A 24,896-nucleotide genomic window follows, 5' to 3' on the forward strand; every position below is an offset into this window, starting at 1 on the left:
TCTTTTTATATTAACTATAACAAATAATAGTCAAGTTTGACTGATTTTTGATATAAACCACATCAAGACATTCAACCATCACTTCGGTTCTTCGAATATGTATGTTATATCAATCGTTCCTTTTATATATGAGACATTATTATCATTTATATAGAGCGTGAAACAAACAGAAAAACAGCCGACCTTTTGTATAAAAGTCGGCTGCTTTCTTATAGTTCGAGCTCTCCCATGCGAAGAAGCTCAACAACTGCTTGTGAACGTCCTTTAACCCCTAGCTTTTGCATTGCGTTTGAGATGTGGTTGCGTACTGTTTTTTCACTTATAAAAAGTTCACCTGCAATTTCCTTCGTCGTTTTATCTTGAACGAGTAATTCAAATACTTCTCTTTCTCTCTTTGTGAGTAACGGTTTAGATTGATACGCTTTTTCCTTCAACTGGTATAACCCTCCTTGCTTAAGCCAGAGCTGTATATGTGTAAGTTGGGTGTTTATTTAGTCAAGATATTGTATGAACGAAATGTGCAGGTGGTGAATGAAAATGGGCTTTATTTCTTATGTTATTTTAGACTTTTATACAGTGCGCACACTCTTTTTATCCACTTATTTTCCAGTACGCCATATTTGTTCCAGCAATATACTTACAACAGTACCTACAAACAAACCATTACCAAATATATATTGCATAACAGAAGGCAATGATTGAAGTGCTCCAGACGGTAAAAACATAATGCCGCAGCCAAACAATACCGCAACTCCTAAGATCGTTACATTCCGTTCGCTAAGTGGCACTTGTTTTATATTATGAAATCCAATCCCAATAAGCTGCACGAACGAGGCCATTAATACCGCAGATGCGACCGCGGATGGCAGAGAGGCTAAGTAGCGGATAATACTTGGAAATAGCGACATAACGACTAATAGTACACATGCAAATAAGAATGAACGCATGTACTTTTGATTTGTTAAACGTATGAAACCTGCCGTTGCTGGTAATGGAACGACACCTACAGTTGAAAATACGGAGGAAATTATATGCGAAATCCCTCCGATCCACGTACCATCCTTCAACTGTTTTTGTTCAATAGCCGCTTTATGAATGGTAGCTTGATTAATCGCTATAATAGCTGCCACTGTATTTGAAACTAAAATACATACCATAACGAAACTTGATACAGCCATACCTGTATTCCATTTTGGAAGTCCCCAAGCAAATATATGTGGAAGTTGCACAAAATGAGTTACTTGAGATGGAATCGTCACTTTTCCTGCAATCAAAAAAATAATCCACCCACTAATTAGTCCTATTAAAACCGCATAACTTTTAACAAAACCTTTTCCAAAATTGGAGAGTATGACCACGAACAAAAAGATGCCAAAAGCGATCAACGCTGTAAATCCATCGATTTGAGAAACAGTAGCTGTAATTCCTAACATCCCTTTTAAAAACACACCACTTAATTGCAAACATAATAGAAGCAAGAAAGTCCCTGTAACGAGCGGCGTAAATAAAAATAAAATACGTTCTATAAAACCAGTTAGCCCTAATCCTATTAAAATAACTCCGGCAACCATCATCCCTAATTCTAAAATTTGCAACGTACTATGTAATTGATCTTGCCCTACAGTTGCATAAGCTAGTACGGTAAATACACCAACCCAAGATCCAGCTGGTCCATCAGCAATCGGAAGTTTATGTCCAATCCATCCTTGTAAAAAAGAAGATATACCAACTACGAAAAACGTACGCTGCATTAAATAAAATACTTCTTCCGTCGTAAGATGAAATAATCCGCCAACGACAATTGGTAGCGCGATTGAGTTTGCTAATAAAAAAATAAACCATTGCAAAGTTCCCATAATATGATTTTGATTATGTTGATTGTCCAAACTTTTCATCCCTTCTAGCTTCCTTATAAGGAAATATAGTGCTTCCCTGCTTCTACTGAATAAAAAAGAAGAGTTCTATTTTTACAATTAGAACCCTTCTCAAAACCTCTAAACGATTCTTCTATACAAGATTATCAGATTTCACTTGATTTAAATCCCCTATAACAACATTTCCTTTATACATAACTACACTCTTCTCTGTTTGACGCGCTACCGCTTCAGCGGCGCATGTTGCATTCGTTAAAACAAAACTTGCCTCATCCCCTACATTCGGCCATACTCGTTTCCCTTCATTATTTAACGTTTCTTTCCCTCCAGTAATAAAACGAAGAGCTTTCCCTAAAGACCTTTCATCACTCCAACCAAATCGTTCTGCCAATCGATTTGCCTTTTGAAGCATATCACCTGTGCCGAACGGAGACCAATGATCTGTAATACTATCATTTCCTAATGAAACTTTAACACCTTTTTTATCTAGTAACGGAATTGGGATTACTTGTTTACCGATTGGAACGGTTGAAGTGATATCAATCTTTAATGCTGCTAGTCTTTCTGCCACTTCTTCAGCTTCTTTATCAGTAACACCACCAAGTCCAAGCGCATGACTAATTGTTACACGACCTTGCCATCCTGCTTCTTCCGTTAGGCTTGCCAATCTCTTCATTGTAAACGTTCCAAGATTATTCGCATCGTGCAAATGAATATCAACATCCGCATTAAACTCTACCGCAATGTCCATAATCGTATGTAATGATTTTTCAATATCATTATCTACTGTAGCTGGGTCCACTCCGCCAACTAATTGTGCGCCCATACGCATCGCATCCTTCACAAGTTGCATAGAATTACTGCGCAATAATCCATGTTGCGGAAAAGCAACTATTCTACCAGACAACCGATCTTTATATGTTTCTAAAGCCGCTAACGTCGCCTCTAAATTACGAAGTCCAATAACCGGATCCACATTACAATGCGTTCTAATATTTGTTGCGCCATTTCGAAGCAATAACTCTAGCATATTTTCCGCCCTGTCTTGAGCAGTTGCTAATTGCTTTGGTAAAATCGTTTTTTCTTCGTTAAAACGTGTAAAAATATTTTCTGCTGGCATACAAGCTTTCCAAGGCCCACTATAATATGTTTTATCAATATGAATATGCATCTCTTCAAAAGCTGGTAAAACTAATAAACGATTAGCATCAAAAGTTAACGTTCCTTCCTCTTGGGCGATTCCCGATATAATTCTTTTAATTCTTCCATCTTCAATAAGAAGACTGCATATCTCAGTTTCCGTTTGTGAAATTTTCGCTTCTTCATATGTATAACCTGTTTCAAGCTTTACATTAGTCAACCAATACAATGTCATTACTATTTCCCCACCTTATAATAGAAAATACGTCACACCCTCATTTTCATTTTAATACCGACTGAAAATTAAGACAATTAATACGCTATATTGTCCCTTCACAAAAAAATGTAATATAACCTAATGGTCTTCTCATAAATTTCCATATAGAATAAAAGTACACTGTATCACTCATACATAACAGCGGTGATATAAAAAGGAGAGGATCATAATATGTCGAAGAGGTTATATAAATCCGAAACTGACAAAATGTTATTTGGTATATGCGGTGGTTTAGGAGAATATTTTGATATTAGTTCTACTCTCATTCGTATCCTTTGGGTTATTGCAGTTTTATGTTTCGGAACAGGATTTTTAGTTTATTTTATTTGTTTATTATTTATGCCACGCGCGTACTAACTGGTATCATTCCATATACTTAAGAAGAGCATATAAAAAATCACCTATAGAATTCTTTTCTATAGGTGATTTTTTCATGAAGAATATTTCATCGTTAAATGTAATACCGCCACTTCATCCTCTTCATTTTTATAACTATGTTTCTTATTCGCTTCAAATTGAATCGAATCAAACTCATCTAACACGTACACATCGTTCTCCACTTGAATAGAAACTTTCCCTTTCATTACTGTTACAAGCTCAATTGCTCCTTCATGATGAGCTTCAGGTTCATATATACTATTCGCTCTTAAACAAGATCGGTGCATTTCCATCCCCGTTTCTTTCGTATACCGGAACATTGTTTCTAAGTGCCACGCTTGTCCTACATCTACTGCAAAGCCTTCTCCGCAGCGCGCAACAGCTACAGGCTCTCCAACAACCATCAATCTCGATAAAGGGATTGATAACCCTTTCGTAATTTTCCAAATGACAGCTAATGTTGGATTCGTTTCACCTCTTTCGATCTTTCCTAGCGTTAATTTACTAACACCTGTCTTTTGGCCTAAATCTTCTAAACTTAATTTTTGTTCATTTCGAATTTGTCTTAATAACTGACCTACTTGCTGAATTACTTCTTTTGTTTGCATATCTTCATTTTCTTTCATATATAAAAACCACCTTGAAATATAAAATAGTTTACTTTTATTATCTTTAAGTATATTATACTATACATAAATACTCAATCCCGAAAGGAGTGCCATACTTCATGCGCGCAATATTACTAGGTCTTTTATCATCGGCCTTTTTTTCTGCAACCTTTATTATTAACAGAGCAATGAATGTATCTGGAACAAGCTGGGCTTGGACTGCTTCTTTCCGTTTTCTATTTGCTCTCCCTATTTTATTCCTTATCGTTTTATTTCGCAAAAACTTAGGAGTTTTATGGGAAGAATTAAAAAAACATCCATTTGTATGGATCGGGTGGGGCTCGGTCGCTGGCATCGGCTTCTATTCTTTATTAAGTTTCGCAGCTGTTTTTTCTCCAGCTTGGCTCGTTGCTGGAACTTGGCAAGTTACGATATTAGCAGGTTTACTTTTATCACCATTATTTTTCGTTAAAATAGAAACGAAATCAGGTACAAAACTTGTACGTGGAAAAATTCCACTTCGCAGTTTATATGTAGCATTATTTATTTTACTTGGTGTAATTTGTATGCAAGCGACTGCAGCAGGTCATATTACAATGACTCAGTTCATCTCGGGATTTTTACCTGTCGTATTAGCAGCTTTCTTATATCCGTTCGGTAACCGAAAAATGATGGAACTTGTTGGCGGGCGTCTTGATACATTCCAACGTGTATTAGGAATGGCAATCGGAAGTCTCCCTATTACAATTCTACTTGCTATATATGGATTTTCCACTACTGGTATTCCATCGTCAAGTCAAATGCTTCAAGGATTTTTGTTAGCATTATGTTCCGGAGTTATTGCGACGATGACATTTTTCTTTGCTACTGACTTAGCAAAAGACAATCTCGCTTTACTTGGAGCTGTTGAAGCAACACAAGCTGGAACGATGGTCTTTACTGTACTTGGTGAGATTATTTTCTTAAATGGTTCATTCCCTAGCGGTCTGTCACTGATTGGGATGATGATTATAATGTTAGGAATGATCGTAAATAGTGTTTTAAACCGCTCTGTTCCAGTCATTAAACAAAAAAAATCAGCATAAAAATAGATATGGTTCTTCTTCATAGAACCATATCTATTTTTATTGTCTCCCTATTTCGCCTTATCAGAATAGTATTTCATTAGCTATTTATACTAAAACCTATGTTATAATACGTTTCATGTGCATTAATAGGAGGTAAATTATGTTAAAAAAAGCAATTGCTGAATTTATTGGTACATTTGTACTTGTATTATTCGGAACTGGAGTAGCTGTCATTGGTGGCGGAATTGAAGGAATTGGAACATTAGGTATCGCTATGGCTTTCGGATTATCTATCGTGGCTATGGCATATAGCATTGGGACAATTTCTGGATGTCATATTAATCCAGCGGTATCAATCGCTATGTTCATTAACAAAAGAATGAACGCTATGGAACTTAGCTATTATTTATTAGCTCAAATTTTAGGTGGTTTATTAGGAACTGCAACGCTAGTAACAATTTTACGATCTGCTAAATTACCTTTAGATAATTTAGGACAAAATAGTTTTGGAACTCTTGGTTTATCTGGAGCATTTTTAGTTGAATTCATTTTAACTTTCGTATTTGTTTTAGTTATCGTTGCTGTAACAGGTAAAAAGGGAAGTTCTTCTTTAGCTGGATTAGTAATTGGTTTCACATTAGTATTAATTCACTTATTAGGTATTCCGTTAACTGGAACATCTGTTAACCCAGCTCGTAGTATCGCACCAGCTCTATTCGCTGGCGGAGAAGCAATTTCTCAACTATGGGTGTTCATCGTTGCTCCAATTCTTGGTGGTATCGTAGCAGCTGTTGTAGGAAAGTTTATTTTAAATACTGAAAAATAGAATTTTCAATATTTCCGAATAAAAAAAGGCGAGCCCTCATCATGAGGAAGCTCGCTTTTTTATTCTTTAATTTTCGACTTTAAATTTGTAACTAACTGCTGCACCGTTACATTTGCAAGTACGTTTTCCATCGCTTCTTGCGATTGTATTAAAACAATCTCTAACACCGATTGAATATTAGCTCCTACTGGACATTCAATGTTGGGATTTTCATGGAAAGAAAATAGATGTCCTTCTTCTACAACTTCCACAGCTTTATATACATCAAGTAATGTAATTTCATCTAAATCACGAGCAAGTGTCGTACCACCTTTACCAGCTTGTACATCAACAAGTCCTGCTCTCTTCAACATTCCTGTAATGCGACGAATCACAACTGGATTTGTATTCACACTACCAGCAATCCATTCAGAGGTACAGCGAGAGTTTCGATCTATTGCAAGTAACGTTAACATATGAACACCTACTGTAAAACGACTACTAATTCCCATCTGCACACCCTCCTTTTTATTCATTCTATTAAAAGACGACTCTTGTTATTATATACTATTTTTAATTTATACATAAAGAAAAAGCATGATTCCACTATAAAATCATGCTTTTCTCCCATTATTGACGCTTTATAAATTTCGCTAAATCTTTAAACTTCACTTTGTCGGAGTAATTCATTACACCGTTTACATAGATACGGCTTGTGATAGCATTTAATATACCAATCGTCGCCAATAAAACTACTAATGTTATCGTAATCTCTAACATACCTGCTTCACCAGCTACAATCCGCGAGAAGGTAACCATCGGTGTGAAAAACGGAACATACGAACTTACAACAACAATAGTACTATTGGGATCACTTAATGATTTAATACTAATGAAGAATGCAGCCATGATCAAAATCATTACCGGGAAAGATACAGCTTGTAAATCCTCTGTCTTAGACACAACAGCTCCAGCCGCAGCGTACATCATCGCATAAAGTAAATACCCCGTAATGAAATAAACAAGAAACATACTTATAACCTTTGCATCTAATTTTGTAAAGTCAATTGGAACACCAAATAATGAGGCACTTTCTAAATCGACCCAACCTAACAAATAAGGAATAAGATAACCACACGCCAATATTACAAGTTGTAATAACGCCGTTGAAACAACCGCCAAAATTTTCGCATACATCATCGTAAGAGGCTTTACTTTTGGAAGCATTACTTCCATTACACGTGACGCCTTTTCAGATGCAATATTCATTGCGATTGTATTTCCGAAAGCTACAATAAACATATACAAAGCAAATGTAAAGAAATATGCAATTCCGAAAGAAGATGTGCGATCTTTTATCGCTTCTTGCTTCACTTGAATTTCTGCCTGTAATTGCTGCGCAATTTCTGGTGAAACATTATTTTTTGCAATCGTCACCATCGTATATTGTTGTTTTAAATAACCCGCCATAATCGCAGAAGTTGCTTCGCTTGGAAATCCATTATACATATATGTAACTGCTGGAGCCCCATCCTTTTCCGTCACATGGAATAGACCATCTAAATCTCCCTCTTCTACTTGCTTATGCAGTTTATCAAAATCACCCTTTGAACCAACCGTTATTTTTGCTGATGGCAATAACTTATTTAGCTCTTCTTTTTTTACTTTGTATGTGGAACTCTCTACTACAACTGCAATTTTATCTTTATCCTTATTTTTATCATCGCCTGAAGTAAAATGATTAAATGCAAAAATCCCAAACACAACCAAAAATAAAATCGCACTCGTAATTAATGATTTTTTAGATAAAAACGCTTCCCTAAAATAAAATGAAAATACATGATAAAATTTACGCATCTTTATTTCGCCCTCTCTACAAAGATTTCGTTCAACGTTGGCTCTAGCATTTTAAATTGTCGTAAGCTAATACCTTGTTCTTGCAATTGTTGCAAAATCTTTAGAGCTTCTGCATCGTCTTGTACTTTTACATAAAGAAGGCCTTGTTGTTTTTCATACGGGACATGTATAGCCTCTAATCCCTTTTCATTCTCTGCTATATCTTCAATCGTTAAATTACGAAAACCGTATTCTTTCTTAATATCACTTAACTGTCCTTCTACAACTGCTTCGCCTTTTTTCAAAATACATACATGTTGGCAAAACGCCTCTACTTGCTCCATACGGTGACTTGATAAAATAATTGTCTTTCCGCTCTGTACTTGTTCTCCAATAATACTAGCTAGCATTCCAGCATTAACTGGATCAAGTCCGCTAAATGGTTCATCCAAAATAAGGAGTTCTGGATCATGAAGAAGAGCAGCTATCAATTGAATTTTTTGCTGATTCCCTTTTGAAAGTTCTCCAGCCGTTTTAAATTTATATTCTGGAATTGCTAAGCGCTCTAACCAGTGATCAATTGCAAGATCCACTTCTTTTTTCGTCATTCCTTCTAATCTACCAAAATATCGCAACTGATCTATTACTCTACTTTTTGTATATAGTCCTCTTTCTTCTGGTAAATATCCAATTGTTACCCCGCTATCACCAAATGACTTTCCATCCCACGTAATAGAACCTTCATTTGGCGTTAATAAACCTAGTAACATTTTAATTGTCGTTGTTTTTCCTGCACCATTTCGGCCAAGTAACCCTAACACTTCACCTTTCGGTAACGAGATTTCCAAACCATTAACTGCTTTAGATTCTCCGAATATTTTTGTTAAGTTTTGAATTTGTAAACTCAATGTATATATCCTCCCCTTCAATAGCATTCTCATTCTCGCTCTCGCTTACATAATATGTTTGTTTAAAACAACATATAGTAACCTTATTCCATCTTCTTACATACATTCCTTTTCTTCAACTACTTCGTTTTTACCTTATCTTTTTTATTTACCTTATCTACTATAGGACAAACTACTACATATACAAAAGACAATATGCAAATGTTCATAAAAAAATATCATATTTTAATATATAATATTAAATGATTTTCTAACATCGAGGAGGATACATATGAAGATGAAGAGGGGTATTACCACTTTATTATCTGTAGCCGTTCTTTCCACATCGCTTGTAGCATGTTCAGGAACAGCTGAGAAAACAGTGGCAAAAGAAGAGAAAGTACAATTAACAGACCAGCAATTAATGGCTGATTTATGGTATCAAACAGCTGGCGAAACGAAAGCACTATACTATCAAGGATACAATATTGGTCAATTGAAACTTGATGCAGCTCTTGCAAAAGGGACAGGCAAGAAACCTGCTATCGTTCTTGATTTAGATGAAACTGTTTTAGATAACAGTCCTCATCAAGCAATGAGTGTAAAAACAGGAAAAGGCTATCCTTATAAATGGGACGATTGGATTAATAAGGCTGAAGCTGAAGCTCTCCCAGGCGCTATTGATTTCTTAAAATATACAGAGTCTAAAGGTGTAGATATTTACTACATCTCAAATCGCAAAACGAATCAACTAGATGCAACTATTAAAAACCTTGAGCGCGTTGGTGCTCCACAAGCAACAAAAGAGCATATCTTATTACAAGACCCGAAAGAAAAAGGAAAAGAAAAGCGTCGTGAACTTGTTTCTCAAACACATGACATCGTCCTATTCTTCGGTGACAACTTATCTGATTTCACTGGTTTTGATGGGAAATCTGTAAAAGATCGCAATGAAACAGTAGCAGAATCAAAAGCACAATTTGGTGAAAAATTCATTATTTTCCCTAATCCAATGTACGGTGATTGGGAAGGCGCTTTATATGACTATAATTTCAAAAAATCAGATGCAGAAAAAGATAAAATCCGTCGTGACAACTTAAAATCATTTGATACAAAATAAAAGAGGATGGCATTTGCCATCCTCTTTTACTGCATATTTCTTGTTAAAGGTAAGATAAACACTTCAACACGTCTATTTTTCGCTTTTCCTTCTGGCGTATCATTTGGTGCAATTGAACGGTATTCTCCGTAACCAACTGCACTAAATTTTTCTGGTTGCAATTCTTTATTTTGGAGTAACACCTGCATAAAATTAACCGCACGCTGTGTACTTAACTCCCAGTTTGATGCAAACTGAGCATTTGCGATAGGAACTGTATCTGTATGACCCGACACTGTAATTTCACGAGGTGATGCCGACACAAGCAAGTTAGACATCTCTTTTGCAATCCCTAATGATTCCAACTTCACATCTGCTTTCCCTGAGTCAAATAATACATTTTCTAATATCGTTACCATTAATCCTTTTTCAGTTAAATCCGTTTTAAACGAAGAAGATAATTGCTTTTCCTCGATATACTTGTCAATACTTTGTTGTACTGCTTTTAATTCATTCATTTCTTGCTTTTTCACTTCAGCTTCAGCATCTTTTTTGATTTTCTCAGATTCCAAACCACTTGCCGATAGCTCTTTTTCTTCTTTTGGTTTTTGATCACTTAAAAACTCTTTATTTCCTGTTCCACCTGCTAGTTCACTTCGAAAAGCTACTGCCATCTGTTTAAATTTCGCAGCATCTATACTACTCATTGCAAATAAAACAATAAACAGCGCAAACAACAACGTTAGCATATCAGAATACGGGATTAACCAAGTTTCATCGATATGCTCGTCATGCTTTTTCCTTTTACTTCTTCTATTCTTCCTACTCCGCATTCTTTTCCGCTCCTTTTTCTAGCTTTTTACGCTCAGTTGCAGAAAGCGCACCTAAAATGCGGTTTTTCATAATAAATGGATATGTACCTTCTTGTAACATTAATAAACAATCAATAATTAAACGTTTCTGCTCTAATTCAGCAGCAGACTTTTGCTTTAATTTATTTGCAAATGGATGCCATAATACGTAACCTGAAAAAATACCGAAAATCGTTGCAATAAACGCACCTGAAATAGCATGTCCTAGCTTTTCAATATCAGTTAAATTTCCAAGTGCAGCTACAAGACCAATAACAGCACCTAAAACCCCTAATGTAGGTGCATATGTACCAGCTTGCGAAAAAATAGTAGCTCCTTTTGCATGTCTTTCTTCAATTGCTTCTAATTCAGCTTCTAAAATTTGTTCTAAGTCTTCTGCAGATACACCATCAATCACAAACTTCATACCACGCAAGAGAAATTCATCTTGAATTTTATCTAATTGTTGTTCTAAAGACAAAATACCGTATTTTCTACTCTCAGATGTCCAATGAACAAATAATTCTAGTAACTGTTCATAACTTAAATCTTTTTTATTTGAACCAAAAAGAACTTTAAATAATTTTGGAATCCTTTTTAGTTGATTCATTGGAAAGGCAATACATACTGCTGCAAATGTACCCACAAAAATAATTAATGCTGCTGCAGGATTAACTAAGGCCATTACGTCAGCGCCCTTGACGACCATTCCTACTACTACTGCCAACACTCCTAAAATGACTCCAATAATTGTTGCAAAATCCATTCCCATTCACTCCTAGTCTATACAAGAAGTCCTTTATTCTCCATAATCGTTACATCTCCTTATATGTATATATTACATAAAAAATGAATCACATGAAAGATAGGAAATGAATTATATAAAAAAAACACTACAATTTCACACATTTTCTGACATTTTCTTTGCAGTTCTATTACGTTATGACTCTTATATTTCTTTTTCAATAAACTAGACTTATAATAAAAACGATACATATTTTATTAAGAAAGGACAGTGATTACAAGGTCTCATGAAAAAGATAATACTTATTTCTGCCACTACTATTGTAATCGGTATCACATCTTTCGCTTACTTTGGTTCTAAATCACCACTGCAAAATGAGGCGAAAGCTGTCGAAAGTCAAAAACATAGTAACCATCCAAAAGAAGAGATTCCTGCTTTTCCAAAAGCTGATCATAATGCAAAGAAACTAGATGATAATTTTTCCGTTGTAACAAATCCAGATTCTGCTCTTGTATTAGTCAATAAACATCGTAAATTACCAGATGGGTACATTCCAGAAGATTTAACGAAACCGAACGTACCATTTACTAGTCCAAAAGATAAAGAGAAAACATTACTTCGCAAAGATGCTGCAGACGCTCTTGAAAAAATGTTCCAAGCAGCGAAAGAAGAAGGTTTAGAACTTACAGCAGTTTCAGGTTACCGTTCTTACAAACGCCAACAGTCATTACATAATACATATATTAAACGCCAAGGAAAAGCTGAGGCTGATTCGGTAAGTGCAATTCCTGGAACAAGTGAGCATCAAACTGGTCTAGCAATGGATATTAGCTCAAAATCTGCTAAATTCCAATTAGAACCAATCTTTGGAGAGACAGCAGAAGGAAAATGGGTTGCGGAACATGCTCATGAATTTGGTTTTGTCATTCGTTATTTAGAGGATAAAACAGAGACAACAGAGTATTCATACGAACCGTGGCACTTACGCTACGTTGGCAATACATATGCCGCATACATATATAAGCACCACCTAACATTAGAAGAGGCAACGAAGGACAAAAAATAAGAGAGCGAATCGCTCTCTTATTTTTCTTTTATTCTATTATTGTAATAATTCCTTCCATTCCTCAGGCCACGGCTCGCCTCTTCCAGTTTTTTTCGATGCTTGGACCATCATACCGCGTCCAACTAAACAAACTTCCCCCTCTGCATTTTTGACCATATAGTGTAAATCTAATGAGGAGTTCCCAACCGCTCCTGCCTTTACATATACTTTCAACTGCTCATCAAAATAAATTTGTTTAATAAAATTGCATTGTAAATCTGCAACAACGATCATCGTTTCTGATGATTCATGTGTCCATTCTTGCATAAATCCAAGTTCTTTAAACAATGCGATACGAGCTTCTTCAAAATATGTAAAAGCAACGACATTATTTACATGTCCAAACATATCTACTTCACCAAAACGAACTTTGACAGGATTATAAAATGAAAAACCACTTTCCCATTGCTCAAAGTCTTCAATATAAGAAATTCTCTTCATTGTTCCCTCTCCTTTTCGCCTTTAAAATAAACAGAATAAACAGAAATATAAAGTTATAAATATTGCCTCTTCAACATGAAGAGGCAATATTTATTAATAGTTATTGTCGCTACCAAAGAAATCTTTGAACGATTGAATTGTTGTATCACGGTTTAATGCTGCAATTGAAGTTGTTAATGGAATACCTTTCGGACATGATTGCACACAGTTTTGAGAGTTACCACAGTTTGCAAGTCCTCCATCACCCATAATTGCACGCAAGCGATCTGCTTTATGCATTTCACCAGTTGGATGCGAGTTAAATAAACGCGCTTGTGAAAGCGGTGCTGGTCCAATAAAGTCAGACTTACTGTTTACGTTCGGACATGACTCTAAGCAAACACCACATGTCATACATTTCGAAAGTTCATATGCCCATTGACGCTTTTTCTCTGGCATTCTTGGACCTGGTCCTAGGTCGTACGTACCGTCGATTGGAATCCAAGCTTTAACACGTTTTAACGCATTAAACATACGGCTACGGTCAACTTGTAAGTCACGTACAATCGGGAATGTCTTCATCGGCTTTAAGCGAATTGGTTGTTCTAACTGGTCAATAAGAGCTGTACATGATTGACGTGGTTTTCCGTTAATCACCATCGAACAAGCACCACATACTTCTTCTAAACAGTTCATATCCCATGCAATCGGAGTCGTCTGGTTTCCTTTTGAATCAACAGGATTACGACGAATTTCCATCAGTGCCGAAATAATATTCATATTTGGACGATATGGAATTTCAAACTCTTGGTCAAACTCTTGTGCATCTGGTCCATCTTGTCTCGTAATGATGAGGCGGATTGTTTTCTCAGACATGTTGCTTATCCCCCTTCTCTTCACCCTTAGCAGCTACATCATGTTTTGAGGAATAGTCACGTTTACGTGGTTTAATTAATGAAACATCCACTTCTTCGTAATGGAATGCTGGTGCTTTTCCTTCTCCCTCAAATTTCGCCATCGTAGTTTTTAAGAAGTTTGCATCATCACGATTTGGGAATTCTGGTTTGTAATGCGCTCCGCGGCTTTCATTACGGTTATATGCGCCAATTGTAATAACACGTGCTAACTCGAACATATTTGCAAGTTGGCGTGTAAATGAAGCACCTTGGTTACTCCATCTCGCTGTATCGTTAATGTTAATGCGTTTGTAACGCGCCATTAACTCTTCAATTTTCGCATCAGTTTCTATTAACTTTTTATTTTCACGAACTACTGTAACGTTATCTGTCATCCATTCTCCAAGCTCTTTATGAAGAACATATGCATTTTCGTTACCATCAAGCGTTAAAATATTGTTAAATTTCTCTGTTTCGATTAATTCATTTTGCTCATATACAGTAGATGAAACAGCATCAGATGATTTAGAAAGACCTTTCATATACTCAATCGCGTTCGGTCCTGCTACCATACCACCGTAAATTGCTGATAATAGTGAGTTCGCACCTAGACGATTACCACCGTGCATAGAATAATCACACTCACCTGCTGCAAATAAACCTGGAATACTTGTCATTTGTTTATAATCAACCCATAATCCGCCCATTGAATAGTGAACCGCTGGGAAGATTTTCATTGGTAGTTTACGAGGATCATCACCTGTAAATTTCTCATAGATTTCAATAATTCCACCAAGTTTAATATCTAGTTCTTTCGGATCTTTATGAGAAAGATCTAAGTACACCATGTTTTCACCGTTAATACCTAGTTTTTGCTCTACGCAAACATCAAAGATTTCACGCGTTGCAATATCACGAGGTACAAGGTTTCCGTAAGCTGGATATTTTTCTTCTAAGAAGTACCATGGCTTACCATCTTTATACGTCCAAACACGTCCACCTTCACCACGTGCAGATTCACTCATAAGACGTAACTTATCGTCTCCAGGAATTGCCGTTGGATGGATTTGAATGAACTCACCGTTCGCATAATATGCACCTTGTTGATATACAGCAGACGCTGCTGTACCTGTATTAATAATAGAGTTTGTTGATTTTCCAAAGATGATACCAGGGCCCCCTGTTGCCATAATCACGGCATCAGCTTGGAAACTTTTTATCTCCATAGTTTGTAAGTCTTGCGCGACGATTCCTCGGCACACACCTTCATCATCCACAACAGCTCGTAAGAAATCCCAACCTTCATATTTCGTTACAAGTCCTGCTACTTCATGACGACGCACTTGCTCATCTAATGCATATAGTAATTGTTGACCAGTTGTTGCGCCAGCAAATGCTGTACGATGATGTTGTGTTCCACCGAAACGACGGAAATCAAGAAGTCCTTCTTCCGTACGGTTGAACATAACACCCATGCGGTCCATTAAATGAATAATACCAGGTGCTGCATCACACATCGCTTTAACTGGTGGTTGGTTCGCTAAGAAGTCCCCACCATAAATTGTATCGTCAAAGTGGATCCATGGAGAATCCCCTTCACCTTTTGTATTTACGGCACCGTTAATTCCACCTTGGGCACATACAGAATGTGAACGTTTTACTGGTACTAAAGAAAATAGTTCAACATTCACTCCTGCTTCTGCCGCTTTAATCGTTGCCATTAAGCCGGCCAAGCCACCGCCGACTACTATAAGTTTCCCTTTCATGCTCTCCCACTCCTTACTGGTTTGCTAGCTGTGGATCGATGAACGCTAATAATGCACTCACACCTACATAAGATAGACCTAAGAAAATAGCTAATGTTACATAAGTAGAGATTCTTTGTGAACGTGGAGATACTGTAATTCCCCAGCTTATGCAGAATGTCCATAGTCCATTTGCAAAGTGGAAAATTGTTGAAACAACACCAACTAAATAGAAACCAAACATAAATGGGTTGTTTAAAATATCTGCCATCATATCATAGTTTACCTCTTTACCTAACAATGCTTGAATACGAGTTTCCCAGACGTGCCAAGAAATGAAGATCAGCGTAACGATACCTGAAATTCGTTGGAAGACGAACATCCAGTTACGGAAATAGCCGTAAGATACCGCATTGTTCTTAGCTGTAAATGCAATATATAAGCCATATATAGCATGGTACAGTATAGGTAAAAAGATGATGAAAATTTCTAGCGCATACCGGAATGGAAGGAGCTCCATAAAGCCTGCAGCTTTGTTAAAAGCCTCTGCTCCTCTTGTTGCAAAGTTGTTTACAATTAAATGTTGCGTCAAAAAGACACCAACCGGGATGACCCCCATTAATGAGTGCCACTTACGAAACGTATACTCGCGGCCTTTCATGTCCCCATTACCCCCTTGAATGTTTGACTGCTGTTTTCAGATTAATTTACAACAATAATGTTTTTTCACTATTGGCATAAGAAAAACTGAAAAAATTATTCGAAATATTTCAGCATAATTTGATTCCAAGTTCATTTTACCCCTATTTTTGTCGAAGCGTCAAGAAAACGTATACATAATTTGCATATAATTTGCCAATTCTTTTTTTTTCTTATATATTCAGATTTCCCCAAAGAAAAATCTGTTTTTATAAATGAAAAATGTTATATAATAATCCCTATAGAAAGAGGGGAATATTGTGAGCAAAAATACAATCGATATAACATCTTTAGAAGATGTTTCATTGAACGCCTTCGCTTATGAATTGCTACGTGAAGAATTACTACCTGATTTAATTGGTAACGATTTAGATGGTATTTTATACTGGGCCGGTAGAAACCTTGCGAGAAAATATCCGCTAGAAACAATTGAAGAAGTCATTCAGTTTTTTGAAAAAGCTGGTTGGGGCACTTTAAGCATCATTGAACATAAACGTCGTGAAATGCAATTTCAACTTAAAGGTACACTTATTACTGAGCGTCAAAAACAAAAAAGACATTCATCTTATCAATTAGAAGCTGGATTTATCGCCGAGCAAATTCAAAGACAAAGAAACGTCGTTGCAGAGTCCTATGAGGAACAGAAAAAACGTTCAGACTCTATTACATTTCTTGTTAAATGGGATATAAAAGATCTCATTGAAGTGTAGCATCTACTTACAGTCAACTAGACATATAAGTTTAGTTGACTTTTTTGTATATTCATTTAGGTGTGTTTATTTTAAATCTTCAGAAATTATACCAAAAAACAGAAGACATTGTAAACTACAACGTCTTCTTACCTGTTAAATAAGTATAAATTGTCTCCGCTACATTTTTCGGCATACCCGCTTCGACAAATTCCGATACGGAAGCTTCTTTCATCTTTTTTAATGAACCAAAATGTTTTAGCAATACTTTTTTTCGTTTATCACCGATTCCCGGAATTTCATCTAACGCCGATTGAATAACAGATTTCCCATGTAATTGACGATGGAATGTAATTGCAAATCGATGTACTTCATCTTGAATGCGCTGCAATAAATAAAATTCTTGGCTATTCCTCGCAAGCATAACAGGCTCAGGCGGATCTCCAATAATTAAATGTGATGTTTTATGTTTTTCATCTTTTACAAGCCCTGCCATTGGAACATATAATCCAAGCTCGTTTTCAAGAACATCACTTGTAGCCGCTAGATGTCCTTTTCCCCCATCGATAATTATTAAATCTGGCAAAGGTAAATTTTCCTTCAATGCTCTCGTATAACGGCGTCTCACAACTTCCCTCATAGACTCGTAATCATCTGGCCCTTGGACCGTTTTAATTTTATATTTCCGATATTCTTTCTTCGCTGGTTTCCCATCGATAAAAGCAATCATTGCTGAAACAGGATTTGTCCCTTGAATATTTGAATTATCAAACGCTTCAATACGATAAGGTGTTTCAATACCGAGCTGCTTTCCTAAATGATCTACAGCTTTAATCGTTCGCTCTTCATCACGTTCAATTAAGTGAAATTTCTCTTCTAGTGCAATTTTTGCATTTTTATTTGCTAATTCCACAAGATCTTTTTTCTTCCCACGCTTCGGCTGTGTCGCTTCAACTTCTAAAAAGCGCTCTACTAATTCTGAATCGATACTTCCTGGAACAACAATTTCCTTCGGCTTGAAATGACTACTGTTTTCATAAAATTGACCGATAAAAGTTAAAAAACCCTCTTCAGGTTCATCATATATCGGGAACATGGAAACATCGCGCTCAATTAACTTTCCTTTTCGAACGAAGAAAACTTGAACACACATCCACCCTTTATCAACTGCATATCCAAACACATCCCGATCCACTAAATCACTCATAATCATCTTTTGCTTTTCCATAATTGCATCAATATGAGCAATTTGATCTCGCAACTCTTTCGCCCGTTCAAATTCTAGTTTCTCTGAAGCCTCGTACATCTTCGTTTCTAATTCTGAACGAATTTCTTTATGCCCACCATTTAAGAATTTAATAATTTCATCTACAATTTCTTTATTTTGCTCATCCGTTACTTCTTTCACACAAGGCGCTAAACATTGGCCCATATGATAATATAAGCAAACTTTATCTGGCATATTTGAACATTTACGAAGTGGATACATACGATCTAATAATTTCTTTGTTTCATGTGCCGATTGCGCATTTGGATAAGGGCCAAAATACTTTCCTTTATCCTTTTTTACGTTTCGCGTAATGAGTAAGCGCGGCTGTTTTTCAGCTGTAATTTTAATGAAAGGATATGTTTTATCATCTTTTAATTGAATATTATATTTCGGATCATATTTTTTTATTAAATTCAACTCTAAAATAAGAGCCTCCAAATTTGAGGAAGTCACAATATATTCAAAATCAACAATTTCTCCAACAAGCCGGAGTGTTTTCCCATCATGTGAACCAGTAAAGTACGAGCGCACACGATTTTTGAGTACCTTTGCTTTTCCGACGTATATAACCGTTCCCTGCTTATCCTTCATTAAATAACAACCAGGTTGATCAGGCAAAATTGCTAACTTCTCTTTTAAATGCTCGTGCACTCGTCTCCCTCCATTTCTACATGCTTATCATTTTTATTTTCACATAAAAACATACTATGCCAAAACACCCAACATACGTTCTTTTATTGTAACGGAAAGGTTGTAAAAAAGAAAATAAAAAAAGCTACCAAATGGCAGCTTCTTTATTTTAGAAGTGTTTAGAAACTAATTCTACTAACGCTTCTTTCGGTTTATATCCTAACGCTTGATCAACCACTTTACCGTCTTTTAATACGAAAAGAGCTGGAATGCTCATTACTTCGAATTGACGAGCAGTTTCTTGGTTTTCATCAACGTCCACTTTTACTACTTTTACTTTCTCGCCTAACTCTGAATCGATTTCCTCTAATACAGGAGCGATCATTTTACAAGGTCCGCACCAAGGCGCCCAGAAATCTAATAATACAACACCTTCGCTAGTTTCAGCTGCGAAGCTTTGGTCATTTGCATTTATAATTGCCATTTTATTTCCTCCTTCAAGTATATTCTACCAAGAGTATATCATTAACTTTTATACGTGGCGAATATTATGTATCGTTATGTATTGTAACAAAAAAATGTTCCTTTATACTATATAAAAATATGGATGAAATACTAAAAAGATGAGAGACAGGGGATCTCTCACCTTTTTCTATATATAGGGGTACTTCACTTGGAACTCAAGGGTACTCAAATCATGAATGTACTTTTAACTTTTTGAACTCTTCTGTTAAAAGAGGTAATACTTCAAATAGATCACCGACAATACCGTAGTCAGCTACTTTGAAGATACTTGCTTCTGGATCTTTATTAATCGCAACAATTATTTTTGAATTAGACATACCAGCTAAATGTTGAATCGCACCAGAAATTCCGCATGCAATGTATAGGTCTGGTGTAACAACTTTACCTGTTTGACCAATTTGTAATGAATAATCACAGTACTCAGCATCACAAGCACCACGAGATGCTCCAACAGCGCCGCCTAGTACGTCAGCTAATTCTTTTAACGGTTTAAATCCTTCTTCACTCTTCACACCACGTCCGCCAGCTATAATGACTTTCGCTTCAGAAAGATCAACACCTTCTGCAGTTTTACGGACAACATCTTGAATGATTGTACGTAGATCTTTCACATCAACTGTAATAGAAGACACGTCACCTGTGAGAGACTCGTCTTTTTCAAGAGTTGCAATGTTATTTGGACGCACTGTCGCAAATAAGATACCATCTGTTACAATCTTCTTCTCAAATGCTTTACCAGAATAGATTGGACGAGTAAAGATAACATTGCCACCTTCAATTTCTAAAGCAGTTACGTCAGAAATTAAACCAGCTTCAAGCTTTGCTGCTAATTTTGGTGATAAATCTTTACCTAGTGCTGTATGTCCAAATACAATACCTTCTGGCTTTTCTTCAGCATATACAGCTAAGAATGCTTGTGCATAACCATCAGATGTATATGATTTTAATTTATCATTTTCAACTGTCACAACGCGATCTGCACCGTAATGAATCAATTCATTTGCAAAAGAGGCAACGCTGTCTCCAACTAGAAGACCTACCACTTCACCGCCTTCTGCAATTGTTTTTGCTGCTGCTACCGCTTCAAACGAAACGTTACGTAGCGATCCATCACGAACTTCACCCATTACTAATACTTTACGAGCCATAGATTTTCCCTCCTGCATATATAATTTCGTATTTTATTAGATTACTTTCGCTTCTGTGTGGAGCAATGATACAAGTTCTTTTACTTGATCTTGCAGCTCGCCTTGTAACACTTTTCCTGCATCTTTCTTAGGAGGCAAATAGATTTCAATTGTTTTTGTTTTTGCCTCCACATCATCTTCTTCTAAATCTAAATCATCTAATTCTACTTCTTCTAGTGGCTTCTTCTTCGCTTTCATAATACCTGGAAGTGATGGATAACGCGGTTCATTTAAACCTTGTTGCGCAGTTACTAGAAGAGGTAATGATGTTTCAATTACTTCTGTATCCCCTTCAACATCACGCTCAATCTTCACATTTGTACCATCAATTTCAAGCTTCGTAATCGTCGTTACGTATGGGATATTTAACGCTTCAGCTACTCGTGGACCAACTTGTCCAGATGCACCGTCAATCGCAACGTTCCCGCCTAAAATTAAATCAATTTCTTTATCTTTTAAATATTCAGCAAGCACTTTTGCTGTTGTAAATTGGTCACCATTCTCAACATCATCTTCAATGTTAATTAGTACCGCTTTATCGCAGCCCATCGCTAATGCTGTGCGAAGTTCTTTTTCACTATCCTCGCCACCAACTGTTATAACAGTAACTTCTCCACCTTGTGCATCTCTTACTTGAATCGCTTCTTCAATCGCATATTCATCGTAAGGGTTGATGATGAATTCCGCTTCGCCATCGTAAATTGCACCGTTTTTAATTACGATTTTTTCTTCTGTATCAAATGTTCGTTTCATGAGTACGTAGATGTTCATTCCATTTACCCCCTTATTTTTCAGAAAGATTCTATCAATTTTAAAATTCTGTTAATTTTTATTAAAAAAATAATTAGACTACCTACCACTAAATGAAGGCTTACGTTTTTCTAAAAACGCTGCTACGCCTTCTCTTCCATCTTCACTCGTAAATACTTCACCAAAAATCTGTGATTCACGCTGTACACCTTCATAATAATGAGACGATTTTGTCGTTTGTAATAACTCTAGCACAGCACGAGTTGTTGCTGGGCTTTTTCCAGCAATCTGTTTTGCAATTTTAAGCGTATCTTCTAAAATGGATTCTTCAGAAAACACTCCGTTAACAAGTCCCCATTGTAATGCTTCTGCACCAGTAATTGGTGTACTTGTTAACATCATTTCACAAGCTTTCGCTTTACCAACATAACGTGGTAAGCGCTGTGTACCTGCAAAACCAGGAATTAATCCAAGTGTTAATTCAGGTAAACCAAGCTTTGTACTTTCAGTTACAAAGCGCATGTGGCAAGACATAGCAAACTCAAGGCCGCCGCCAAGTGCCGCTCCATGAATTGCCGCAATAACTGGTTTTGAGCATTTTTCAACACGCTCAAACGTAACTTGTCCAAGCTGTGCTAACTCTGTTGCTTGCTTCGCTTCAGTAACAGATGTAAATTCTTTAATATCTGCCCCTGCTGAGAAGAAGCGTCCTTCACCATGTAAAACAACAACACGAATGTTATCATCCTTTTCCACTTGATCGATTAATTCAGTAACGTCATGCATAACTTGTGAAGACATCGCATTAGCTGGCGCATGATTTAACGTCGCCACCGCGATATGATCTTCAACTTTTACAGATAGGAATTTCAACATGATCCCTCCCATTATTGACGATAACCACAAGCTGCAATAAGTAGCCCATGTACCGTTTTTGAAAGTGCGACCAGATCATACTTATGATCGCTCATTACCCAATTGGTCACAACTTCATCTACTGTTCCAAAGATCATTTGTCTTGCCACGCGAACGTTTAAATCCGCCTGAAATTCACCTTGCTTTATACCCGTCTCTAAAATCTCATCCATAACTTGTAAGTAGCCTTTTAATACTTCATTTATTTTAAGGCGCAAGTCTTGATTGGACTGCCTTAGCTCTAATTGCGTAACGATAGCAAGAGGATCATTTTGTGACAACAGCAAGAAGTGCGTTTCTACCAACATGAATAACTTCGCTACAGCGCTTTCAATTCCTGCTATTTTTTGACGAATTGTTTCAACAAATTCTCCCATCTTCTCTTGGAATAAGGATATTAATATATCTTCTTTATTTTTAAAATATAAATAAATCGTGCCATCAGCTACCCCAGCTTGCTTTGCAATTTTAGAAACTTGCGCTTGATGGTATCCATTCTCCGCAATCACAATGACTGCTGCATCAATAATTTGATTGTATTTCGGTCTATTTTTCTTCACTTTACTGTCCCCTTCAAGAAGATGACTGAATGAATAGTCATTCATATTCTTATAATACTGACTATTTAGAAAAGTGTCAATCCTATTTTTTCAAAAAGAAAGGGCCTTAGCCCGTTTGCTCATCCTCATTCTTTCTCTTCTCTTCATCTATTAGGACACGGCGTAAAATTTTTCCGACTGTCGTCTTCGGCAACTCACTTCTAAACTCATATACCTTCGGGACTTTGTAAGCTGCTAAATATTTACGTGCAAACTGATCTAATTCTTCTTCAGAACACTCAGCGCCTTCTTTCAAAACAACAAACGCTTTTACAGTTTCCCCTCGATACGGATCAGGAACACCGATTGTTACCACTTCTTGCACCTTTTCATGTTCATATAACACCTCTTCTACTTCACGAGGATATACGTTAAAACCACTAGCAACGATCATATCTTTCTTACGATCTTTCACATAGAAAAAGCCATCCTCATCCATGTATCCTACATCACCTGTATGAAGCCAGCCATCTTGCAGTACAGCTGCCGTTTCTTCTGGCTTATTCCAATACCCTTTCATAATTTGTGGGCCCTTTACAACAATTTCACCAATTTCACCTGGAGGTAATGACTCTCCTGTTTCAAGTGACATGATGATTGCCTCTGTATCCGGCCACGGTACCCCAATACTTCCCGGCACACGCTTTTCCCACAAAAAATTCCCATGTGTAACTGGTGATGACTCCGTTAATCCATAACCCTCTACTAATTTACCACCTGTAACTCTCTCAAACTCCTCCTGCACTTCTACAGGAAGCGGTGCAGAACCACTAATACAAGCCTGAATTGAAGAAATATCATATTCTTTTAAAAGAGGACTATTTAATAGAGCAATATAAATGGTTGGTGCTCCTGGAAATAGTGTAACTTTATGTTTCTTAATTGCTTCAAAAACCATTTTCATATCAAACTTCGGAATAAGCACCATTTTATATCCTTGCATAATACTTAAATTCATTACAGCTGTCATCCCGTACACATGAAAAAACGGAAGAACACCAAGAATTACCTCTTCTCCTTCTTTACAATTATATAACCAATGCGCTCCCATTAAAGTGTTCGAAACGAGGTTTTTATGCGTTAACATAACCCCTTTTGGAAACCCTGTCGTTCCCCCTGTATACTGCAAAAGGGCTAGATCATTTTCAGGATCACATGGAACTTCAACATCAGCATTACTTTCCTTTTCTACTGATTTCCAAAGATGAAGCGTTTCGCTTTCCGACACATTCACAACAAGATTTGCCTGCTTTTTTTGTACAAATGGATAAAGTAAATTTTTAGGAAATGGTAAAAAATCTGCAATACGGGTTACGATAATGTGCTCAAGCTTTGTTGCAGTTTGAACGTTAGTAACTCTCGGAAACACTAAATCAAGGCAAAGAATAACTTTTGCCCCTGAGTCATGAAGTTGATACTCAAGCTCTCTTTCTGTATAAAGAGGATTCGTTTGTACGACAATACCACCCGCAAGCAAAGTACCATAATAACCAATTACAGATTGCGGACAATTCGGTAACATAATCGCAACTCTATCGCCTTTTTCAATACCAAGCCTTTGAAGGTAATTCGCAAATTTCTTTACCTTGTCATGGAAATCTGAAAATGTAACATCTTTCCCTAAAAAGTGAAGCGCTTTCTTTTCTGGATAACGAGCAGCCATTTTCTCTAAATATCTATGAAGTGGCTGAATATCATAAGAAATCGTCCCTGGAATTTCATCTGGATAACTCTGCAGCCAAGGTTTTTCCACTCTCATTCCCCCTTCCAATACTTGTGAAAATAAATAAATGAATGTTCATTCATGATGGTTATTTTCATTATATTATAGTCATAACAGCGTTACAATCATAATATTCTGACTTTTATATAACTATGCTTTACTTCATTAACTTCTTA

Annotated in this window: 26 protein-coding genes; 6 read left to right on the top strand and 20 right to left on the bottom strand. The window is 36.5% G+C overall.

Annotated features, from left to right (window positions below):
- Positions 1-209 precede the first annotated feature (209 nt).
- The 3 genes from gerE to JTF23_RS07480 form a co-directional block, all read right to left on the bottom strand.
- Complete coding sequence (gene gerE, locus JTF23_RS07470) at positions 210-434, bottom strand: spore germination transcription factor GerE (RefSeq protein WP_000659484.1); 225 nt, start codon at positions 432-434, stop codon at positions 210-212.
- 165 nt (positions 435-599) lie between these two features.
- Positions 600-1,895, bottom strand: a complete 1,296-nt coding sequence (locus JTF23_RS07475; protein WP_002199246.1) for a purine/pyrimidine permease — start codon at positions 1,893-1,895, stop codon at positions 600-602.
- 112 nt (positions 1,896-2,007) lie between these two features.
- Positions 2,008-3,249 carry an amidohydrolase family protein gene (locus JTF23_RS07480; protein WP_204208412.1) on the bottom strand — a complete coding sequence of 414 codons (1,242 nt, stop codon included), beginning with the start codon at positions 3,247-3,249 and terminating at the stop codon, positions 2,008-2,010.
- A 213-nt stretch (positions 3,250-3,462) separates the two neighbouring features.
- On the opposite strand from JTF23_RS07480, the gene JTF23_RS07485 reads away from it, so the two are divergent.
- Positions 3,463-3,648, top strand: a complete 186-nt coding sequence (locus JTF23_RS07485; RefSeq protein WP_088079439.1) for a PspC domain-containing protein — start codon at positions 3,463-3,465, stop codon at positions 3,646-3,648.
- 74 nt (positions 3,649-3,722) lie between these two features.
- Here JTF23_RS07485 and JTF23_RS07490 read toward each other — a convergent pair whose 3' ends face one another.
- Entirely contained in the window at positions 3,723-4,295 is a 573-nt protein-coding gene (locus JTF23_RS07490; RefSeq protein WP_204208414.1) for a helix-turn-helix domain-containing protein, read from the bottom strand.
- A 101-nt stretch (positions 4,296-4,396) separates the two neighbouring features.
- Here JTF23_RS07490 and JTF23_RS07495 point away from each other — a divergent pair, with 101 nt between their 5' ends.
- Positions 4,397-5,362, top strand: coding sequence for a DMT family transporter (locus tag JTF23_RS07495; protein WP_070139985.1), 966 nt, complete (start codon positions 4,397-4,399; stop codon positions 5,360-5,362).
- Between the two features lie 142 nt (positions 5,363-5,504).
- Positions 5,505-6,170: an MIP/aquaporin family protein gene (locus JTF23_RS07500; RefSeq protein ID WP_002015331.1), complete on the top strand. Its 666-nt coding sequence runs from the start codon at positions 5,505-5,507 to the stop codon at positions 6,168-6,170.
- Positions 6,171-6,229: 59 nt separating this feature from the next.
- Here JTF23_RS07500 and JTF23_RS07505 read toward each other — a convergent pair whose 3' ends face one another.
- The 3 genes from JTF23_RS07505 to JTF23_RS07515 form a co-directional block, all read right to left on the bottom strand.
- Positions 6,230-6,661, bottom strand: coding sequence for an Rrf2 family transcriptional regulator (locus tag JTF23_RS07505; protein ID WP_002112095.1), 432 nt, complete (start codon positions 6,659-6,661; stop codon positions 6,230-6,232).
- Positions 6,662-6,779: 118 nt separating this feature from the next.
- On the bottom strand, positions 6,780-8,006 hold the full coding sequence (locus JTF23_RS07510; protein WP_204208416.1) for an ABC transporter permease: 1,227 nt from the start codon (positions 8,004-8,006) through the stop codon (positions 6,780-6,782).
- 2 nt (positions 8,007-8,008) lie between these two features.
- Complete coding sequence (locus JTF23_RS07515; protein ID WP_016106281.1) at positions 8,009-8,893, bottom strand: ABC transporter ATP-binding protein; 885 nt, start codon at positions 8,891-8,893, stop codon at positions 8,009-8,011.
- Between the two features lie 271 nt (positions 8,894-9,164).
- On the opposite strand from JTF23_RS07515, the gene JTF23_RS07520 reads away from it, so the two are divergent.
- Positions 9,165-9,992, top strand: a complete 828-nt coding sequence (locus JTF23_RS07520) for a 5'-nucleotidase, lipoprotein e(P4) family (RefSeq protein ID WP_078179625.1) — start codon at positions 9,165-9,167, stop codon at positions 9,990-9,992.
- Positions 9,993-10,018: 26 nt separating this feature from the next.
- Here JTF23_RS07520 and motB read toward each other — a convergent pair whose 3' ends face one another.
- Together motB and motA are read right to left on the bottom strand one after the other, a co-directional pair.
- Entirely contained in the window at positions 10,019-10,804 is a 786-nt protein-coding gene (gene motB, locus JTF23_RS07525) for a flagellar motor protein MotB (RefSeq protein WP_002160317.1), read from the bottom strand.
- Positions 10,794-11,588, bottom strand: coding sequence for a flagellar motor stator protein MotA (gene motA, locus JTF23_RS07530; RefSeq protein WP_204208419.1), 795 nt, complete (start codon positions 11,586-11,588; stop codon positions 10,794-10,796). The genes motB and motA overlap by 11 nt, the downstream gene beginning before the upstream one ends.
- A gap of 265 nt (positions 11,589-11,853) precedes the next feature.
- On the opposite strand from motA, the gene JTF23_RS07535 reads away from it, so the two are divergent.
- A complete protein-coding gene (locus JTF23_RS07535) occupies positions 11,854-12,633 on the top strand; it encodes a M15 family metallopeptidase (protein WP_016106282.1) in 780 nt (259 codons plus the stop codon).
- Between the two features lie 36 nt (positions 12,634-12,669).
- On the opposite strand, the gene JTF23_RS07540 is transcribed toward JTF23_RS07535, so the two are convergent.
- The 4 genes from JTF23_RS07540 to sdhC form a co-directional block, all read right to left on the bottom strand.
- Positions 12,670-13,113: an acyl-CoA thioesterase gene (locus JTF23_RS07540; protein ID WP_002015410.1), complete on the bottom strand. Its 444-nt coding sequence runs from the start codon at positions 13,111-13,113 to the stop codon at positions 12,670-12,672.
- A gap of 93 nt (positions 13,114-13,206) precedes the next feature.
- Complete coding sequence (gene sdhB, locus JTF23_RS07545; protein WP_002088861.1) at positions 13,207-13,968, bottom strand: succinate dehydrogenase iron-sulfur subunit; 762 nt, start codon at positions 13,966-13,968, stop codon at positions 13,207-13,209.
- Positions 13,961-15,754 carry a succinate dehydrogenase flavoprotein subunit gene (gene sdhA / locus JTF23_RS07550; RefSeq protein WP_002160314.1) on the bottom strand — a complete coding sequence of 598 codons (1,794 nt, stop codon included), beginning with the start codon at positions 15,752-15,754 and terminating at the stop codon, positions 13,961-13,963. Before sdhA ends, sdhB begins: the two co-directional genes overlap by 8 nt.
- A gap of 13 nt (positions 15,755-15,767) precedes the next feature.
- A complete protein-coding gene (gene sdhC / locus JTF23_RS07555) occupies positions 15,768-16,394 on the bottom strand; it encodes a succinate dehydrogenase cytochrome B558 (RefSeq protein WP_002015407.1) in 627 nt (208 codons plus the stop codon).
- 298 nt (positions 16,395-16,692) lie between these two features.
- On the opposite strand from sdhC, the gene JTF23_RS07560 reads away from it, so the two are divergent.
- Positions 16,693-17,142 (top strand): YslB family protein, encoded by a 450-nt coding sequence (locus JTF23_RS07560; protein ID WP_002015405.1) that lies wholly within the window; start codon positions 16,693-16,695, stop codon positions 17,140-17,142.
- Between the two features lie 115 nt (positions 17,143-17,257).
- On the opposite strand, the gene uvrC is transcribed toward JTF23_RS07560, so the two are convergent.
- From uvrC to JTF23_RS07595, 7 genes are all read right to left on the bottom strand, one after another.
- Complete coding sequence (uvrC, locus tag JTF23_RS07565; RefSeq protein WP_204208421.1) at positions 17,258-19,042, bottom strand: excinuclease ABC subunit C; 1,785 nt, start codon at positions 19,040-19,042, stop codon at positions 17,258-17,260.
- Between the two features lie 148 nt (positions 19,043-19,190).
- Complete coding sequence (gene trxA, locus JTF23_RS07570) at positions 19,191-19,505, bottom strand: thioredoxin (protein WP_000974757.1); 315 nt, start codon at positions 19,503-19,505, stop codon at positions 19,191-19,193.
- A 211-nt stretch (positions 19,506-19,716) separates the two neighbouring features.
- Entirely contained in the window at positions 19,717-20,694 is a 978-nt protein-coding gene (etfA, locus tag JTF23_RS07575) for an electron transfer flavoprotein subunit alpha/FixB family protein (protein WP_204208422.1), read from the bottom strand.
- Between the two features lie 36 nt (positions 20,695-20,730).
- On the bottom strand, positions 20,731-21,504 hold the full coding sequence (etfB, locus tag JTF23_RS07580) for an electron transfer flavoprotein subunit beta (RefSeq protein ID WP_002199236.1): 774 nt from the start codon (positions 21,502-21,504) through the stop codon (positions 20,731-20,733).
- Between the two features lie 78 nt (positions 21,505-21,582).
- The gene (locus JTF23_RS07585) at positions 21,583-22,359 is read right to left on the bottom strand and encodes an enoyl-CoA hydratase (protein WP_002088868.1); all 777 of its coding nucleotides are present in this window, start codon (positions 22,357-22,359) and stop codon (positions 21,583-21,585) included.
- 11 nt (positions 22,360-22,370) lie between these two features.
- Positions 22,371-22,958, bottom strand: coding sequence for a fatty acid metabolism transcriptional regulator FadR (locus JTF23_RS07590; RefSeq protein ID WP_012261773.1), 588 nt, complete (start codon positions 22,956-22,958; stop codon positions 22,371-22,373).
- A 106-nt stretch (positions 22,959-23,064) separates the two neighbouring features.
- Entirely contained in the window at positions 23,065-24,750 is a 1,686-nt protein-coding gene (locus JTF23_RS07595) for a long-chain-fatty-acid--CoA ligase (protein WP_204208423.1), read from the bottom strand.
- Positions 24,751-24,896 lie beyond the last annotated feature (146 nt).

The organism is Bacillus sp. RIT 809 (genome assembly GCF_016892495.1).
Taxonomy (GTDB): Bacteria; Bacillota; Bacilli; order Bacillales; family Bacillaceae_G; genus Bacillus_A; species Bacillus_A cereus_U.

Coding starts and splice junctions, on each gene's coding strand:
- JTF23_RS07475 (WP_002199246.1), bottom strand. CDS start 1,895: ATGAAAAGTTTGGACAATCAACATAATCAAAATCATATTATGGGAACT.
- JTF23_RS07480 (WP_204208412.1), bottom strand. CDS start 3,249: ATGACATTGTATTGGTTGACTAATGTAAAGCTTGAAACAGGTTATACA.
- JTF23_RS07485 (WP_088079439.1), top strand. CDS start 3,463: ATGTCGAAGAGGTTATATAAATCCGAAACTGACAAAATGTTATTTGGT.
- JTF23_RS07490 (WP_204208414.1), bottom strand. CDS start 4,295: ATGAAAGAAAATGAAGATATGCAAACAAAAGAAGTAATTCAGCAAGTA.
- JTF23_RS07495 (WP_070139985.1), top strand. CDS start 4,397: ATGCGCGCAATATTACTAGGTCTTTTATCATCGGCCTTTTTTTCTGCA.
- JTF23_RS07500 (WP_002015331.1), top strand. CDS start 5,505: ATGTTAAAAAAAGCAATTGCTGAATTTATTGGTACATTTGTACTTGTA.
- JTF23_RS07505 (WP_002112095.1), bottom strand. CDS start 6,661: ATGGGAATTAGTAGTCGTTTTACAGTAGGTGTTCATATGTTAACGTTA.
- JTF23_RS07510 (WP_204208416.1), bottom strand. CDS start 8,006: ATGCGTAAATTTTATCATGTATTTTCATTTTATTTTAGGGAAGCGTTT.
- JTF23_RS07520 (WP_078179625.1), top strand. CDS start 9,165: ATGAAGATGAAGAGGGGTATTACCACTTTATTATCTGTAGCCGTTCTT.
- motB (WP_002160317.1), bottom strand. CDS start 10,804: ATGCGGAGTAGGAAGAATAGAAGAAGTAAAAGGAAAAAGCATGACGAG.
- motA (WP_204208419.1), bottom strand. CDS start 11,588: ATGGATTTTGCAACAATTATTGGAGTCATTTTAGGAGTGTTGGCAGTA.
- JTF23_RS07535 (WP_016106282.1), top strand. CDS start 11,854: ATGAAAAAGATAATACTTATTTCTGCCACTACTATTGTAATCGGTATC.
- JTF23_RS07540 (WP_002015410.1), bottom strand. CDS start 13,113: ATGAAGAGAATTTCTTATATTGAAGACTTTGAGCAATGGGAAAGTGGT.
- sdhB (WP_002088861.1), bottom strand. CDS start 13,968: ATGTCTGAGAAAACAATCCGCCTCATCATTACGAGACAAGATGGACCA.
- sdhA (WP_002160314.1), bottom strand. CDS start 15,754: ATGAAAGGGAAACTTATAGTAGTCGGCGGTGGCTTGGCCGGCTTAATG.
- sdhC (WP_002015407.1), bottom strand. CDS start 16,394: ATGAAAGGCCGCGAGTATACGTTTCGTAAGTGGCACTCATTAATGGGG.
- trxA (WP_000974757.1), bottom strand. CDS start 19,505: ATGGCAATTATAAATGCAAATGACCAAAGCTTCGCAGCTGAAACTAGC.
- etfA (WP_204208422.1), bottom strand. CDS start 20,694: ATGGCTCGTAAAGTATTAGTAATGGGTGAAGTTCGTGATGGATCGCTA.
- etfB (WP_002199236.1), bottom strand. CDS start 21,504: ATGAACATCTACGTACTCATGAAACGAACATTTGATACAGAAGAAAAA.
- JTF23_RS07585 (WP_002088868.1), bottom strand. CDS start 22,359: ATGTTGAAATTCCTATCTGTAAAAGTTGAAGATCATATCGCGGTGGCG.